Consider the following 14,613-nt stretch of genomic DNA (forward strand, 5'->3'; position numbering starts at 1 on the left):
CCGACCGCCGCCGGCCGCGGGGTCGGCCGGGCGCTGGCCGCGCACGTGCTCGCGAGCGCCCGCGCGGACGGCTACCGGGCCATGCAGTTCAACGCCGTGGTGGCCAGCAACACCCGGGCCGTACGGCTGTGGCGCTCGCTGGGCTTCGCGGTGGTCGGCCGGGTGCCGGAGGGCTTCCGCCACCCGGACCAGGGGTACGTCGACCTGCTGGTGATGTACCGGCGGCTGGACTGAGCGCGACCCGGCTCAAGATTTGCGCAAGTTCCGTGCGCAACCGGCCTTCCGCCCGCGCGCACCGGGGATCCTGGTCGCACCGGCGCCGGCCGACCGCCGCCCCCGCGCCGGGAACCTGAACGGGGGATCGCGCTCCGTCGGCAGCGTGGCCGGCGCAGCGCGATCAGGGGCGGTCCGGTCCGTCCGGTGCTGTCGGACGCCGGGCCTATGCTGACCGTCCACCCGCCGACGGGAGGCCACCCGTGCCCTTACGCCTCAGCCGCGCCGAGGCGCTCGCCCTGCGGATGACCAGCCTGCTGCTGCGCCCGCATCCCGTCGCCCGGCCCGCTCGCGTGGCCGACGTGGTCGAGTGGTTCGGCGCCATGCAGGCACAGGACGCCGCCAGCGGGCTGTGGTCGCTCGGCGTGCGCCTGCCCGGCCGGACCCAGGACGACGTGCGGGCGGCGCTGGAGCGGCGCGAGGCGCTGCGCACCTGGCCGATGCGGGGCACGGTGCATCTGGTGCCGGCGCGCGACGCGCACTGGATGCTGGCGGTCACCGGCGTGCGGGCACTGGCCACCGTCGCCGGCCGGTGGCGTCAGCTCGGGCTCACCGTCGCCGACGGCGACCAGGCCGGCGACGTGCTCGGCGAGGCGCTGTCCGGCGGCGGTCGGCTCAGCCGCACCGACTGCCTGGCCGCGCTGCGCGACGCCGGGCTGGACACCACCGGCCAGCGGGGCTACCACCTGCTCTGGTACGCCAGCCAGCGCGGCATCACCTGCATCGCCCCGCACGTCGGCGCCGAGCAGACGTTCGTGCTGCTCGACGAGTGGGTGCCCGACCCGCACCGCCCGGAGCGGGACGAGGCGCTGGCGATGCTGGCCCACCGCTACGTGCGCGGCCACGGACCGGTGACCCGACACGAGCTGGCCCGCTGGAGCGGCCTCACCGTCACCGACGCCACCCGGGCCCTCGCGCTGGCCGGCGACCTGCTCGCCCCGGTCGAGGTCGACGGCGAGGCGGCGGTGGTCGACGCCGCGCTGCTCGACGCGCCCCGCACACCCGTCGACGACGTGCACACGCTCCCCGGCTTCGACGAGTACCTGCTCGGCTTCAAGGACCGTTCGCTGATGCTCGACCCGACGCACGCCGACGCCGTGGTGCCCGGCAACAACGGGATGTTCCAGTCCACGGTGGTGCACGGCGGTCGGGTGGTCGGCACCTGGAGGCGCACGCTGGGCAGGAGCGCGGTGACCGTGACGGTGCGGCAGCTCGTGCCGTTCGACGCCGCGCTGCGCGCCCGGGTCGACGCGGCCCTGGCCGACTACGCCCGCTTCCTCGGGCTGGAGCTGCGCCACTCCTGGTGATCCGAGGGCGGGTCGTCGCAGGGCGACGGGGCCGGGGGCGCGTACGCCTCCTGCCCCGCCGCCGCGCGAACGTGCTCAGTCGGCCAGCGCGCCGGCCGCCCGCCCCTCGTGCAGGGTCAGGTTGCGGCCGGTGCCCGGGTCGAACAGGTGGATCTTCTCCAGGTTGAACCACACGCGGCGGTTCTCGCCCTCGCGTACCGGCGACTCCGCCGACAGGCGGGTCACCAGGCTCGACCCGGCGCCGGCGAAGTCGGAGGCGCCCGCGTCGGCGGCCAACTCCTCCAGTTCGGCGGCGCTGGCCCGCTCCCCCTCGACGGTGAAGTAGCCGTACTTGTCCGAGCCCATCGACTCGACGATGTCGACGGGCGCCTCGAACTCCAGGCCCCTGGCCCGGGTCTCGTCGTCGATCAGCGCGGCGTCCTCGAAGTGCTCCGGCCGGACGCCGAGGATCAGCTCGCGGGGCGCGTCGCCGGCCTCCAGTTCGCGACGGATCCGCTCGCCGATCGGCACGTCACCCAACGCGGTGCGCAGCCGCCCCTCCTCCACGGCGGCGTGCAGGAAGTTCATCGACGGCGAGCCGATGAACCCGGCGACGAAGAGGTTGCGCGGGTGGTCGTACAGCTCCTGCGGCGGGCCGACCTGCTGCACCGCGCCGCCGCGCATGATGACCACCCGGTCACCCAGGGTCATCGCCTCGGTCTGGTCGTGGGTGACGTAGACGGTGGTGGTGCCGAGCTGCTTCTGCAGCCGGGACACCACGGTCCGCATCTGCACCCGCAGCTTCGCGTCCAGGTTGGACAGCGGCTCGTCCATCAGGAACGCCTTGGGCTGGCGGACGATCGCCCGGCCCATCGCCACGCGCTGCCGCTGGCCGCCGGAGAGGTTGGCCGGCTTGCGGTCCAGCAGCGCGGTCAGCTCCAGCACCTTGGCGGCCTCGTCGACCTTCTGGTTGATGGTCTCCTTGTCCAGCTTCGCCAGCCGCAGCGGGAACGCCATGTTCTCCCGCACGGTCATGTTCGGGTAGAGCGCGTACGACTGGAAGACCATGGCGATGTCCCGGTCCCGGGGCGCCTTGTCGTTGACCCGCTCCCCCGCGATGCGCAGCTCGCCGGAGCTGATGTCCTCCAGCCCGGCGATCATGTTGAGGGTGGTGGACTTCCCGCATCCCGAGGGGCCGACCAGGATGACGAACTCGCCGTCGGCGATCTCCAGGTCGACGTCCTGTACGGCGGTGGTCCCGTCCGGGAACCGCTTGCTCACCTTGTCCAGCACGATGTCGGCCACTGTTACCACCTATCCCTTGACTGCGCCGGAGGTCAGACCGGAGACGATGCGGCGCTGGAAGAAGAGCACGAACAGGATGATCGGCACGGTGATCACCACGGCGGCGGCGCAGATGGCCCCGGTCGGGTCCTCGAACTGCGACTCGCCGGTGAAGAACTGCAGGGCCACCGGGACCGTGCGGGACCGCTCGGTCGAGGTGAGCGTGATCGCGAACAGGAAGTCGTTCCAGCAGAAGATGAAGACCAGGATGGCCGTGGTGAACACGCCCGGCGCGGCCAGCGGCGCGATCACCCGCCGGAACGCCTGCCCCTGGGTGGCGCCGTCCATCTTCGCCGCCTTCTCCAGGTCCCACGGGATCTGCTTGAAGAACGCCGACAGCGTGTAGATCGCCAGCGGCAGCGCGAACGTGATGTACGGCAGGATCAGCCCGGGCCAGGTGTCGAACAGGCCGAGCTGCCGCTCGATCTCGAACAGCGGCGACACCAGCGACACCTGCGGGAACATCGCGATCAGCAGGGAGACGCCGACCAGCAGCTTCTTGCCGGGGAAGTCGAGCCGGGAGATCGCGTACGCGGCCATCGTCCCGAGCACCACCGCGATCATGGTGGCGATCAGCGCGATGCCGATCGAGTTGATCAGCGCCCGGACGAACTGGTCGGTGTCGAAGATGGTCCGGTAGTTGTCCAGCGTCCACTCGCGCGGCCAGAACTTGCCGTCGGTGAGCGTGGCCGGGGTCTTGAACGACAGCGAGGCGATCCAGAGCACCGGGACCAGGGCGAACACGACGACCACGAGGTCGAGCACGCCCCAGCGCAGCTTCGCCCGCGGGGTGGTTTCCACTGCCATGTCAGCGCCTCTCCCCATCGTCGCTGCCGGGGGCAGCGGTGCCGAACAGCTTCACGAAGACGAAGGCGATGATCGCCACGGTGATGAAGATCAGCACCGACATCGTGGAGCCGATGCCGAGGTTCAGGCCCCGGATCAGGTTGTTGTAGGCGAGCATCGACACCGAGGAGGTCTCGTTGCCGCCGTTGGTGAGCACGAAGATGTTGTCGAAGACCCGGAACGCGTCGAGCGTGCGGAACAGCAGCGCGACCAGGATCGCCGGCTTCATCACCGGCAGCATCACCTTGGTGAACCGCTGCCACGCGGTGGCGCCGTCGGTGGAGGCCGCCTTGAGCAGGTCCTCCGGCACCAGCGCCAGCCCGGCCATCAGCAGCAGCGCCATGAACGGGGTGGTCTTCCAGATCTCCGCCAGCATGATGATCGCCAGCGAGCTGGCCCGCTCGGTCAACGGCGCGCTGCCGTCGAACAGGTTCGCCAGGTAACCGGTGCCGGGCGTCCAGGCGTACCGCCAGGAGAACGCCGCGACCACGGTGACGATGCCGTACGGGATCAGCGCCGCGGTGCGCACGATGCCCCGGCCGACCAGCGTCCGGTGCATGACCAGGGCCAGGCCCATGCCGAGCACCAGCTCGATCGCGACCGTGACCACCGTGATCAGGGCGGTCACCCCGAACGCGGTCCACCAGAAGTCGTTGGTCAGCACGGTGACGTAGTTCTCCAGCCCGACGAACTGCCGCTCGTCCGGGAACCGCAGGTCGAACCGCTGCAACGACAGCCAGACCGAGTAGAGGATCGGGTACGCGGTGACCAGCACCATGACCAGGGCGGCCGGCGCGCAGAGCAGCCAGCCGAGGCGTCGCTCGGCCCGCTTGTTCTCGCTCAGCGGGGCGGTGGCGCGCCGCCGGGCGCGCTGAGCCGGTACGGCCGCGTGCCGGCCGGTCGACTCCTCCGCCTCGACGGCGGCCTCGGCGCCGGCCGGAGTCGCGTTCACGCTCATGGCAGGACCCCCTTCGACTCCAGCGCGTCGGCGATCGCCTTGCGCAACTCGTCCGCGGTCCGCTCGGGGTCGATGCCCGACGGCGGCGACAGGAGCGCCGACATCACCGTGGAGATGCTCTGGTACGCCGGGGTCAGCGGTCGCACCGCCGGCTCCTTCAGCTCCTCCAGGATGGTCTCCTTCATCGGGTACGCCTCGGCCATCTCCGGGTCGTCATAGACCGCCTCGATGGTCGGCGGCACGCCGTCGTTGACCGCGGAGAACTTCTGGTGCTCGGCGTTGCGGAGGCACCGGGCCGCCTCGAACGACTCGGTCGGGTGCTTCGAGTAGGTGCTGACCGCCAGGTTGACCCCGCCGATGGTGACCTTGCTCGGGGTGTCCGCCTCGATCCCCGGCACCCGCGCCCACTTCACGTTCTTCGCCAGCTCCGGGTTGGCCTCCTGCATGGCCGGATACACGAACGGCCAGTTCACCTGGAACGCGCCGCGGCCGGACTGGAACTCCAGTCGCACCGGGTCCTCGACCGCGTTGCTGAACGACGGCGAGGTCACGCCGGACGTGGCGAACGTCTTGAGCTGCTCCAGCGCGCGTACGGTCCCGGCGTCCATCACCGCCTTCTTGCCGTCGTCGCTGAGGATCTTCCCGCCGGCGCTCTCGGCCAGCGTGTTGTAGAGGACGACGAGTCCCTCGTACTGGGCGCCCATGGTGAGCACCTGGTACGGCTTGCCCTGCTCCTTGAGCTGCCGGGCGGCGGAGATCATCTCGTCCCAGGTCTTCGGCGGCTGCGACACCAGGTCGGCCCGGTACCAGAGCAGCTGCACGTTGGTGTTCTTCGGCGCGGCGTAGAGCTTGTCCTCGTACCGGGCGGTGTCCAGCGGACCGCCGAGCGTGCCCTGCTCCACCTCTGCCTTGTCCTGGCCGGTCCATTCCCGGATCCACTCGGCGCTGGCGAACTCCTGGGTCCAGGTCACGTCCAGGCCGAGCACGTCCATGCCGGTGTCCTGCGCCGCGAGCCGACGCACCATCTGCACCCGCTGCTCGTCGGCCTCCCGCGGCAGCACCCGGTAGGAGATCCGGTAGCGCCCCTGCGCCTGCGCGTTGCAGTCGTCGACCACCTTCTGCAGGTTCTGCTCCGGCGGGTAGTACAGGTTGATCGTGGGCGTGCCGCCGTCGCCGCCGGACCCGCAGGCGGCCAGCGGGGCCACCAACGCCAGCGCGGCGGCCGCAGCCGCCGCGCGTCTCACCGGCCGCCGTGCGGCCGTGTCGGGGACTGTCGTCATCACCCTCCCCCTCTCTTCGGCGAAGAACCGGGGAGGTCACCCGTGCCCCGGCGCACGGCGAGACGGTCGAGGCACCGGCCTGTCCGCCCGACGCCCCGGGCGTTTCGTGCGGCTGAACGTGCCCGACCTGCGACGAAGCGAAACATCACGGTCACGTGACGGTGACCGCCGCGCTGCGCCGCGGCGCGGCCCCGCCTAGGTTGGGGTGATGGACGCCACCTTCTTCTTCGATCCGGTCTGCCCGTGGACCTGGCGCACCTCCCGCTGGCTGGTCGCCGTCGCCGAGGCGCGCGGGCTGAGCGTCGAGTGGCGGGCGTTCAGCCTGGCCATCCTCAACGACGGGCAGACCGCTCCGGAGTACGCCGAGGCGATGGCGGCCTCCGGCCGGGTGTTGCGACTGGTGGAGGCGCTGCGCGCGCAGGGCCGCCACGACGACGCGGGCCGCCTGTACACCGAGCTGGGCACGCGCAGCCACGACGCCGGTGACCCGCTCGGCGACCGGGTCGTCGCGGCGGCGGTGGACGCGGCCGGCCTGGCCGACGCGGCGCCGGCGCTGGACGACGACAGCTGGGACGAGGCGGTCCACGAGTCGCACGCCCTGGCGTACGGGTCGGCCGGCCCGGACATCGGTTCGCCGGTGCTGATGGTCCCGGACGCCCGCCGGGGCATCCACGGCCCGATCATCACCGAGGTGCCCGGCACCGAGGACGCCTTGACCATCTGGGACTCGATGCTGCCACTGATGCGTCTGGAGACGTTCCACGAACTCAAGCGCGCGCGCCGCTGACCACCGACGTTTTACGCGTTGTACGCTCCTTCCGTGTGGGAGCGTGAGTACGCGTGGACCGACGCCGGCAAGGCGAGCGCCGCCCGTCACGACGTCTCGGAGCAGGAGGCGATCGACGCGCTCTACTCGCCGCAACGGATCGAGAACCACATCGGGACTCTGCTGCTCGCCGTGGCCGGCCTGGCCGACACCGCCCGAGTGGTCATGGCGCTCTGCGAGCGGATCGGGAAGGTCAGCAGCTACGGGATCCTGGCCGTGCGCTTGGCCACCCCCGATGAGGTCAAGCAGTGGATGGAGGGAACGCGATGAGCGCCGACCGTGATCCGCGGGCGATGAGCCGGGAGGAGTTGGTGGCCTACTTCGACCGGGGCGGTGACATCTCCGAGCTGCTGCGGGACGCGACCCGGGGACCTGACCTCGGGCCGGCGCCCACGCCGGAGAGCGTGCCGATGGTGGTGACCGGGGTCAGACTTCCCTCGACGATCGTCCGACGGCTCGACGAACTCGCCGGCAACGACAAGGGTGGGCGATCCGGTCTGATCCGCAGGGCGATCGACGAGTACCTGGCCCGGCACAGCGGAGAGGCGGCCTGATCCGTCCCACTCCGTGAGCGGGGAGGCTACCCAGCGTCAGTCGACTCGACTAGCGTTTGCCTAGCTCCGTAGCCAGCGCGTCGCCGCCGATGTCGATACGCCGCCGGCCGTCCCCCACCGCCCGCCCGATCGGTTGGTTCTCGCGGGAACTGCCGTCTGCTCGCGTACCGGTTGGGCAGGATTCCCCCGAGGAGGTGCCGTCGTGCAGGACACCCGCGCTCTCGCCCTGACGTTCGAGGTGAGCGGCCTGCCCCCGGTCAAGACCGAGGCCCTGTCCATCTTCGCCGCCGGGCACCGGCAGGCGACGAGGGTCCGCGCGCTGCTCCAGGCCGCCTGCACGGCGGCCCAGCGCACCGGGTGGACCCCGCTCGCCGGTCCGATCGAGGTGGACCTGACCCTGCGCTGCCCGCCCGGGCACCGCACCTCCGACGCGAGCACGCTGCTCGGCGGCGTGTGCGCCGTGTTGCAGGACAAGAAGCGGGTGGCCAACATCGGTCTCGCCCACCTCGGGGTGCTCGTCGACGTCGCGCTCTGGGCCGACGACCGGCAGATCCGCCGCCTGTCGTACGCCGAGGAGCCGGCGGAGGAGTTCTCGTACCAGGTCCGGGTCGCGGCCGTGCCGACGATGGTTTGACCGACGCCCGCGGTGGGGTACCGCGGACGCCGACGAAGGGAGCGCCGATGTCGGAGCCACATGTCACGCTCGATCCGAGCGGGCTCGACCCTGTGCAGCAGAAGCTGCGCGGCCCGCTTGAGGATCAGCTGACCTCGGCCCTGCAGGCGGCCGCCGACCGGGTTCGTGCCAGCTACGCGGGCGAGCCGGTCGAGGACGTCTGCCGTCGGTTGCTCGACGAGACCCGCGCCGGCCTGCACCCGGACATCGCCGCCGGCTTCCAGCCCGACATGGACGAGTTCTGTCGGGTCGCGGTGGCGATCGTCCGGGGCGAGGTGGGCTGAGCGCACGGTTACGCCGCCGAAGGTGAGTACGCGTACCGATGGCGGACGCGCCCGCGGCGACGAGAATTCTCCGCGTGCGAACTCGAATCGTTGTCGTCCTCGCCACCGTCGGACTGAGCGGGCTCCTGCTCACCACCGGCTGCTCCTACCGGGAGAACATCTGCGCCGACGGTGAGTACCCGGTCATCGCGGTCGGCCCCGACGGCGGCCGCGCCTGCCTGCCCGACGGGCAGGAGCCCACGGCCCCGTACGTGCGCTTCCCGGCGGACAAGGTGCCGCAGCACGTCGACGACGAGTGGGACGTCTACTGGCGGACCCACGGCATCGACGAGAACGGCGCCGTCATCGAGACCTGAGCCGACGGGCGCGTCCGACGCTCAGGCCCGCCGGACGTCGACGGAGACGACGTGGGTGCCGTCCGGTCGGGTCGACTCGCCCAGCCGGATCGGCAACCGTCCACCGTCCGGCGGGAGCAGGCCGAGGCCGAAGCTCAGGTGCCCCTCGAAGTCGCCGGCCGCCGCCCAGCCGAGCAGCGTCGGGTAGCCGATCGCCGCCGGTGGCACGTCGGCCGTCCCGCCGCCCCGGGCGTCGTGCGCCTGCGCCGGATCGAACCGCACCGACAGGTACGCCGTGCCGGGCAGGGTGACGGGCGCGCCACGCCCCTCGGTCTCCACCTGCGGGACGTAGCCGACCTGGTACGACGGGGTGGGCCCGCGGAAGGCGAAGGTGATCCGGCTGAACCCCTCCGCGGGGTGGTCGCCGGTCTGCACCGCCACCAGCACGGGCAGCGGCTCGCCGGGGGCGGGGGTCACCGGGACGCGCACCGGGTGCGTCACCCGGGCGAGCGGGCCGGGCACCGCCCAGCCCCAGGTCACCCGCCAGGAACCGGCGGTCACCGACGTGTCGGTCGAGGTGGGCGGGGTGGTCGCCACGGGAGGGGTGGCGGCGCCGGTCGGGACCGGCGACGCCGTGGTGGCGGACGTCGCCGGGGTCGCGCCGTCGTGGCCGGTCGAGGTGCAGGCCGCCGCGAGCAGCACGACCAGCCCGGCGAGCAGCGGAACGCGCTGAGGTGTCATGACTCAGTGTCACTCCGTGACGGGCCGGCGCACCAGAGGCGTCGGGTCCGGAATCCGGTCGGCCGGACGGGTCAGGACCGGGTCCGCAACTCCCCGGCCCTGACCCCGGCCGTCCGGCGTGGTAACGGTCTCCGCCGTGGGAACGCGACGGGCGTGGCACGACGCCCGCGCCGGGCTCCGCACGGCGAGCCGATCTGCCCGCACTCAGCTCCACGGTGCTCTTACCACCGGACTCCGGTGCGCCCCCGACTCACCCCGACGAGGCGTGGACGCCGGCTCAGGTTAGGCAGGTCCGCGCAGGTCGGACAAGCTTCGGCAGACGCCTGCGGCTGTGATTGATGTCAATGCCGAAATCCGGCATGTCGACGTAACAGGGTCAGCCGACCGGGCGCTGTTCGTCTTCGAGACGCAGTGTGCGATCGGCCCGTCGCGACGGCGCGGACCGGGCCGCCGCCGCGCCGGCGACGAGCGCCAGCGCCCCCAGGTGCAGCACGCGTACGCCGGCCGGGGCGGGGACGCCGGCCGCGGGCAGTCCGGGCAGCAGCAGCGCCCCGAGGCCGGTGACCGCCAACGCCACCCGCCAGAACGCGGGCCGGTTCGTCGGCGGCGGGGGCGGCGGCACGCCGTCGAAGATCACGCCACGACGCGCGTCGTGCACGGCCAGGGCGACCACCAGCAGGCCGCCGCCGAGACTGGCGAACACGTCCGCGAACTGCCACCAGTAGATCCCGGTCAGGGCGTGGAAGTCGGCGACGCCGAGCAGGCGGGGCAGGCGTTCGGTGTGGCTGATCCGGTCCCACGCGACGTGGCTGAACGCGCCGATCAGGGCCGAGCAGACGGTGACCTGCCAGGGATGTCGCACCCCGGCCAGCGCGGCGTACTGCGGCCAGCCGAAGAACCTCGGCGCGGGCAGGTGCGCGGCGATGCCGGCGACCACCCGGCGCACGATCCAGGCGTACGCGAGCGCGACCGGCAGGCACCACCAGAGCAGCCCGCCCAGCGTGTGCGTACGCATCCCGAGGTCGAACCGGGTGCCGCTGAACAGGTAGGCGACGTCCGGCGCCACCGCCCCGGTGGCCAGCGCCACCCCGTCGAACCAGTGCGGCCGCCACCGCTTCAGCGGCAGTACCGGCGCGAGGTGCGACGGGAAGGTGAGCGGCACCTGTCGGACGTTACCGGCCGGATCAGAAGTGGCGGACCAGGTCCGGGAACGCGGCCAGCCGAATCACCCCGGGGTCGGTCGGGTCCAGTTCCTCGTGCTCCAGCACCCAGGTGTTCTCGTTCGGGATGAACACCGCGTTCATCCCGGCGGCCCGGGCGGGCAGGATGTCCGAGCGCGGGGAGTTGCCGATCATCCAGGCCGCGGTCGGGTCGAACGCGTGCTCGCGGGCCAGCCACCGGTAGGTGTCCGCGTCCTTCTCCGGCACGATGTGCGCCGCCCGGAAGTGGTGCAGCAGCCCGCAGGCGTCGAGCTTGCGCTGCTGCTCCTCCCGCTCCCCCTTGGTCAGCAGCAGCAGGTGGTGGCGGGTGGCCAGGTCGTCCAGGGTCTCCGCCACGCCTGGCATCAGCTCGACCTGGTGCCCGACCAGCGCCGCCGCGAGCTGCTCGATCTCGGCGCGTTCCGGCTCGGTGGCCGGGCGTGCGCGCAGCTTCTCCAGGCACTCGCCCAGGCTGCGCAGGAAGACCTTGCTGCCGTAGCCGTGCGCCACCGCGTTGGCCCGCTCGATGTCGTCGAGCACCGCCCGGATCTGCGTCCGGTCCAGGGTGGGGTGGTCGAGCCAGGTGAGGAAGTCGTCGATCACCCGCTCGAAGAGGACGTTGTTCTCCCAGAGCGTGTCGTCGGCGTCGAAGACGAGCACGGCGGCCTCCCGGCGCGGTCGCGTCACCCCAGCCTCCCCTCGCGGCCCCGCACACCCTACTCCGGCCCTTCCCGGGCCACACCCGGGTTGCGCGGGGCCTGCCGGCCCGCCGGTTCAGCGGCGCAGCGTGAGGATCAGGTCGGCGACCAGGGCCGTCCACCCGGTCTGGTGCCAGGCGCCCAGGCCCGCGCCGTTGTCGCCGTGGAAGTACTCCGGGAAGCAGATCAGGTCCCGCCAGTCCGGGTGGGTCTGGAACAGCTGCGCGGCCCCGTAGATCGGACGCCGGCCCCACCCGTCGCGGGTGAACAGCGAGATCAGCCGGGCCGACAGGTCGTCGGCGATCTCGTCGAGGGTGCGCTTGACCCCGGAGCGGGTCGGATACTCCACCTGGAGGTCGTCGCCGAAGAACGCGGCGTAGTCGCGCAGCGCGCTGATCAGCAGGAAGTTCGTCGGCATCCAGATCGGGCCGCGCCAGTTGGAGTTGCCGCCGAACAGGCCGCTCGTGGACTCGGCCGGCTCGTACCCGACGCTGAACTCCTGGCCGCCGAGCGTGACCGTGAACGGCTTGTCCAGGTGGGCGCGGGAGAGCGTGCGCAGGCCGTACTCGGAGAGGAACTCGTCGGTGTCGAGCATCCGGGCCAGCAACCGCACCACCTGCTCCGGGCCGACCATCGACAGCAGGCGCTGCTGGCGTCCGTCCGGCCCGAGGCGGCGGGCGCCGATCACCTCGGCGTACTCGGGGCGGTTGGTGAGGAACCAGCGCAGCCGGGCGCCCAACTCGGGCAGGCGACGCATGGTCCGGGCGGTGAGCCGGGTGACCGCCGCCAGCGGCAGCAGCCCGACCACCGAGCGCACCTTCAGCGGCACCTGGGTGCCGTCGGCCAGCCGCAGCACGTCGTAGAAGAACGCGTCCTCGGAGTCCCACAGCCCCTGGTCGTACGCGGCCGCGGCGATGTACGCGAAGTGCTCGAAGAACTTCGTGGCGGTGTCCACGTACGCCCGGTCGTGCTCGGCCAGCACGATCGCCATGTCGAGCAGGTTCAGCGCGTACATGCCCATCCAGCCGGTGCCGTCGGACTGCTCCAGCACCCCGGCCACCGGCAGCGCGGCCGAGCGGTCGAACGGGCCGACGTTGTCCAGCCCGAGGAAGCCGCCCTCGAAGACGTTGTTCCCGCCGGTGTCCTTGCGGTTGACCCACCAGGTGAAGTTGAGCAGCAGCTTGTGCATCACCCGGGCGAGGAACTCGTGGTCCCGGGAACCGTCGATCTCGAACACCTTCAGCGCGGCCCAGGCGTGCACCGGCGGGTTCACGTCCCCGAACGCCCACTCGTACGCCGGGATCTGGCCGTTGGGGTGCAGGTACCACTCGCGGAGCAGGAGCAGCAGCTGCTCCTTGGCGAAGGCCGGGTCCACCCGGGCGATGGTGACGCAGTGGAAGGCCAGGTCCCAGGCCGCGTACCAGGGGTACTCCCACGGGTCCGGCATGGAGATCACGTCGAAGCTGTTCATGTGCCACCAGGCGCTGTTGCGCCCGTGCCGGCGGCCGGCCGGCGGCGGCGACGAGCCGGGATCTCCCTCCAGCCAGCGCTTGACGTCGAAGTGGTAGAACTGCTTGCCCCACATCAGCCCGGCGATCGCCTGGCGGGCGACCAGGGCCTCGTCGGCGGTGGCGGCGGCCGGGATCACGCTGTCGAAGAACCGGTTGGCCTCGGCCCGCCGGGCCCAGAGCACGGTGTCGAAGCCGTCGCCGAGGTCGGCCGGGGCGGGCGGGTCGCCGGCCGGCGGCGGCGCGGTGCGGGTCAGCCGCAGCCGGATCTGGCGCTGCCCGCCGGCCGGCACGTCGAGCACGTAGTGCAGCGCGCCCTTGGTGCCGGTGCGCTCCGGGTTGACGGTGGCGGCCCCGGTCACCACGTGGTCGTTGATGCCGTCCTTCGGGTACGCGGACCGCCCGGGCAGGCCCCACAGCCGCTCGGCGTTGGTCTCGTTGTCACACAGCAGCGGCACCGGGTCGCCGTCGCCCTCCAGCAGCAGCTGGCCCAGCACCCAGTGCTCGCCGACCAGCCGGGAGCCGGACCCGACCAGGTGCGGGACGCGGTCGGCACCGGGCAGCCCCCAGGCCCAGGTGTTGCGGAACCAGAGCGTGGGCAGCACGTGCAGGGTGGCGTCCTGGTCACCCCGGTTCGCGACGGTGACCAGCAGGCACATGTCGGTCGGCGACGCCTTGGCGTAGTCGACGGTGACCGCCCAGTATCTGTCGTCGTCGAAGATGCCGGTGTCCACCAGCTCGTACTCGGTGTCGTCCCGGCCGCGCAGCGCGTTCACCGCGACCAGCTCGTCGTACGGGAAGGCGGCCTGCGGGTAGTGGTAGCGCCAGCGCATCCACGAGTGCGTGGGAGTGCTGTCGAGATACCACCAGTACTCCTTGACGTCCTCGCCGTGGTTGCCGCCGTCACCGCCGAGGCCGAACATCCGCTCCTTGAGGATCGGGTCCCGCCCGTTCCACAGCGCCAGCGCGAAGCAGAACGTCTGCCGGTCGTCGCAGACGCCCGCCATGCCGTCCTCGTTCCACCGGTAGGCTCGGGACCGCGCATGATCGTGGGGGAAGTAGTCCCACGCCGTGCCGTGCTCGCTGTAGTCCTCCCGTACCGTCCCCCACGCCCGCTCGGACAGATAGGGGCCCCATGCGCGCCAGTCCTGCTCCCCGGCGTCGGCCTGGGCGAGCCGGTGCCGCTCGGGGTCGGAGGTCGCGGAGGTCGGGCGGTCGGTGATCACCCGCACATCTTCGACGCCTCCCGGGTACTTCTCCACAGCGGCCATTGTCGCCGTGGCATGTCACACCTCGCTGCCGGTGGAGGAAAGTTGATCGACATCCGCTTCGGCCCGCAGGTCTGCGGCGACCTGTCCGCGTCCGCCGGCCGGGAATGGCTGGTCACGGACGGGCGCGGCGGCTATGCCATGGGCACCGTCGCGGGGCTGCGCACCCGCCGCTACCACGGGCTGCTCGTGGTGGCCGGGGACACGCCGGCGTCCCGCAAGGTGGGACTGGCCAGCCTCGACCCGGCGGTGACCCTGCCGTCCGGGCGGCAGGTCCGGCTCGGCGCGCACGAGTGGTCCTCCGGGGTGGTCGATCCGCGCGGCTTCGAGCTGCTGGAACGCTTCGACCTCGCCGACGGGCTGCCGCGCTGGCGGTGGCGGATCGGCGAGGTGGTGATCGAGCGGGAGATCGCCATGACGTACGGCCGGTCCTGCGTCGCCGTGGTGCACCGGCTGGTCTCCGGCGGCCCGGTCCGGCTGGACCTGGCCGCGGCCTGCACCTGGCGCGACGCCCACGGCGAGCGGCGGGCCGACGGGCCG

General features: G+C 72.1%; 17 protein-coding genes. 9 read left to right on the plus strand and 8 right to left on the minus strand.

Annotation, left to right across the window (positions count from 1 at the left end; genetic code table 11):
- Both HUW36_RS12135 and HUW36_RS12140 read left to right on the plus strand, forming a co-directional pair.
- Positions 1-234 (plus strand): GNAT family N-acetyltransferase (locus HUW36_RS12135; RefSeq protein WP_174528245.1); only part of this gene is annotated, 234 nt, incomplete at its 5' end.
- A gap of 242 nt (positions 235-476) precedes the next feature.
- Positions 477-1,580: a winged helix DNA-binding domain-containing protein gene (locus HUW36_RS12140; protein ID WP_174528246.1), complete on the plus strand. Its 1,104-nt coding sequence runs from the start codon at positions 477-479 to the stop codon at positions 1,578-1,580.
- Positions 1,581-1,655: 75 nt separating this feature from the next.
- On the opposite strand, the gene HUW36_RS12145 is transcribed toward HUW36_RS12140, so the two are convergent.
- From HUW36_RS12145 to HUW36_RS12160, 4 genes are read right to left on the minus strand one after another with little or no spacing between them, the layout of a single operon-like run.
- Positions 1,656-2,864 carry an ABC transporter ATP-binding protein gene (locus HUW36_RS12145; protein ID WP_174528247.1) on the minus strand — a complete coding sequence of 403 codons (1,209 nt, stop codon included), beginning with the start codon at positions 2,862-2,864 and terminating at the stop codon, positions 1,656-1,658.
- Between the two features lie 9 nt (positions 2,865-2,873).
- Positions 2,874-3,710 carry a carbohydrate ABC transporter permease gene (locus HUW36_RS12150; RefSeq protein ID WP_174528248.1) on the minus strand — a complete coding sequence of 279 codons (837 nt, stop codon included), beginning with the start codon at positions 3,708-3,710 and terminating at the stop codon, positions 2,874-2,876.
- A 1-nt stretch (position 3,711) separates the two neighbouring features.
- Complete coding sequence (locus HUW36_RS12155) at positions 3,712-4,707, minus strand: carbohydrate ABC transporter permease (protein WP_246248101.1); 996 nt, start codon at positions 4,705-4,707, stop codon at positions 3,712-3,714.
- Entirely contained in the window at positions 4,704-5,987 is a 1,284-nt protein-coding gene (locus tag HUW36_RS12160) for an ABC transporter substrate-binding protein (protein ID WP_174528249.1), read from the minus strand. Before HUW36_RS12160 ends, HUW36_RS12155 begins: the two co-directional genes overlap by 4 nt.
- Before the next feature lie 208 nt (positions 5,988-6,195).
- Between HUW36_RS12160 and HUW36_RS12165 the strand changes: the two genes are divergently transcribed.
- From HUW36_RS12165 to HUW36_RS12190, 6 genes are all read left to right on the plus strand, one after another.
- Positions 6,196-6,774: a DsbA family protein gene (locus tag HUW36_RS12165; RefSeq protein WP_174528250.1), complete on the plus strand. Its 579-nt coding sequence runs from the start codon at positions 6,196-6,198 to the stop codon at positions 6,772-6,774.
- Positions 6,775-6,807: 33 nt separating this feature from the next.
- Entirely contained in the window at positions 6,808-7,083 is a 276-nt protein-coding gene (locus tag HUW36_RS12170) for a hypothetical protein (RefSeq protein ID WP_174528251.1), read from the plus strand.
- Positions 7,080-7,367 (plus strand): ribbon-helix-helix protein, CopG family, encoded by a 288-nt coding sequence (locus HUW36_RS12175; RefSeq protein ID WP_174528252.1) that lies wholly within the window; start codon positions 7,080-7,082, stop codon positions 7,365-7,367. The genes HUW36_RS12170 and HUW36_RS12175 overlap by 4 nt, the downstream gene beginning before the upstream one ends.
- Positions 7,368-7,569: 202 nt before the next feature.
- A complete protein-coding gene (locus tag HUW36_RS12180; protein ID WP_091573521.1) occupies positions 7,570-8,001 on the plus strand; it encodes a RusA family crossover junction endodeoxyribonuclease in 432 nt (143 codons plus the stop codon).
- Between the two features lie 47 nt (positions 8,002-8,048).
- Entirely contained in the window at positions 8,049-8,324 is a 276-nt protein-coding gene (locus tag HUW36_RS12185; RefSeq protein WP_091573520.1) for a hypothetical protein, read from the plus strand.
- 74 nt (positions 8,325-8,398) lie between these two features.
- A complete protein-coding gene (locus HUW36_RS12190; protein WP_246248103.1) occupies positions 8,399-8,680 on the plus strand; it encodes an SCO0607 family lipoprotein in 282 nt (93 codons plus the stop codon).
- Between the two features lie 21 nt (positions 8,681-8,701).
- Here HUW36_RS12190 and HUW36_RS12195 read toward each other — a convergent pair whose 3' ends face one another.
- The 4 genes from HUW36_RS12195 to HUW36_RS12210 form a co-directional block, all read right to left on the minus strand.
- Entirely contained in the window at positions 8,702-9,400 is a 699-nt protein-coding gene (locus tag HUW36_RS12195; RefSeq protein ID WP_174528254.1) for an AMIN-like domain-containing (lipo)protein, read from the minus strand.
- A gap of 376 nt (positions 9,401-9,776) precedes the next feature.
- Entirely contained in the window at positions 9,777-10,562 is a 786-nt protein-coding gene (locus HUW36_RS12200; RefSeq protein WP_174528255.1) for a DUF4184 family protein, read from the minus strand.
- A gap of 22 nt (positions 10,563-10,584) precedes the next feature.
- Complete coding sequence (locus HUW36_RS12205; protein ID WP_174528259.1) at positions 10,585-11,259, minus strand: HAD family hydrolase; 675 nt, start codon at positions 11,257-11,259, stop codon at positions 10,585-10,587.
- Positions 11,260-11,373: 114 nt separating this feature from the next.
- Positions 11,374-14,076 carry an MGH1-like glycoside hydrolase domain-containing protein gene (locus tag HUW36_RS12210; protein ID WP_174528256.1) on the minus strand — a complete coding sequence of 901 codons (2,703 nt, stop codon included), beginning with the start codon at positions 14,074-14,076 and terminating at the stop codon, positions 11,374-11,376.
- A 42-nt stretch (positions 14,077-14,118) separates the two neighbouring features.
- Between HUW36_RS12210 and HUW36_RS12215 the strand changes: the two genes are divergently transcribed.
- A partial coding sequence (locus tag HUW36_RS12215; RefSeq protein ID WP_174528257.1) for a glycogen debranching enzyme N-terminal domain-containing protein occupies positions 14,119-14,613 on the plus strand: 495 nt, incomplete at its 3' end.

The organism is Micromonospora maritima, assembly GCF_902825405.1.
In the GTDB taxonomy this organism is placed as follows: Bacteria; Actinomycetota; Actinomycetes; order Mycobacteriales; family Micromonosporaceae; genus Micromonospora; species Micromonospora maritima.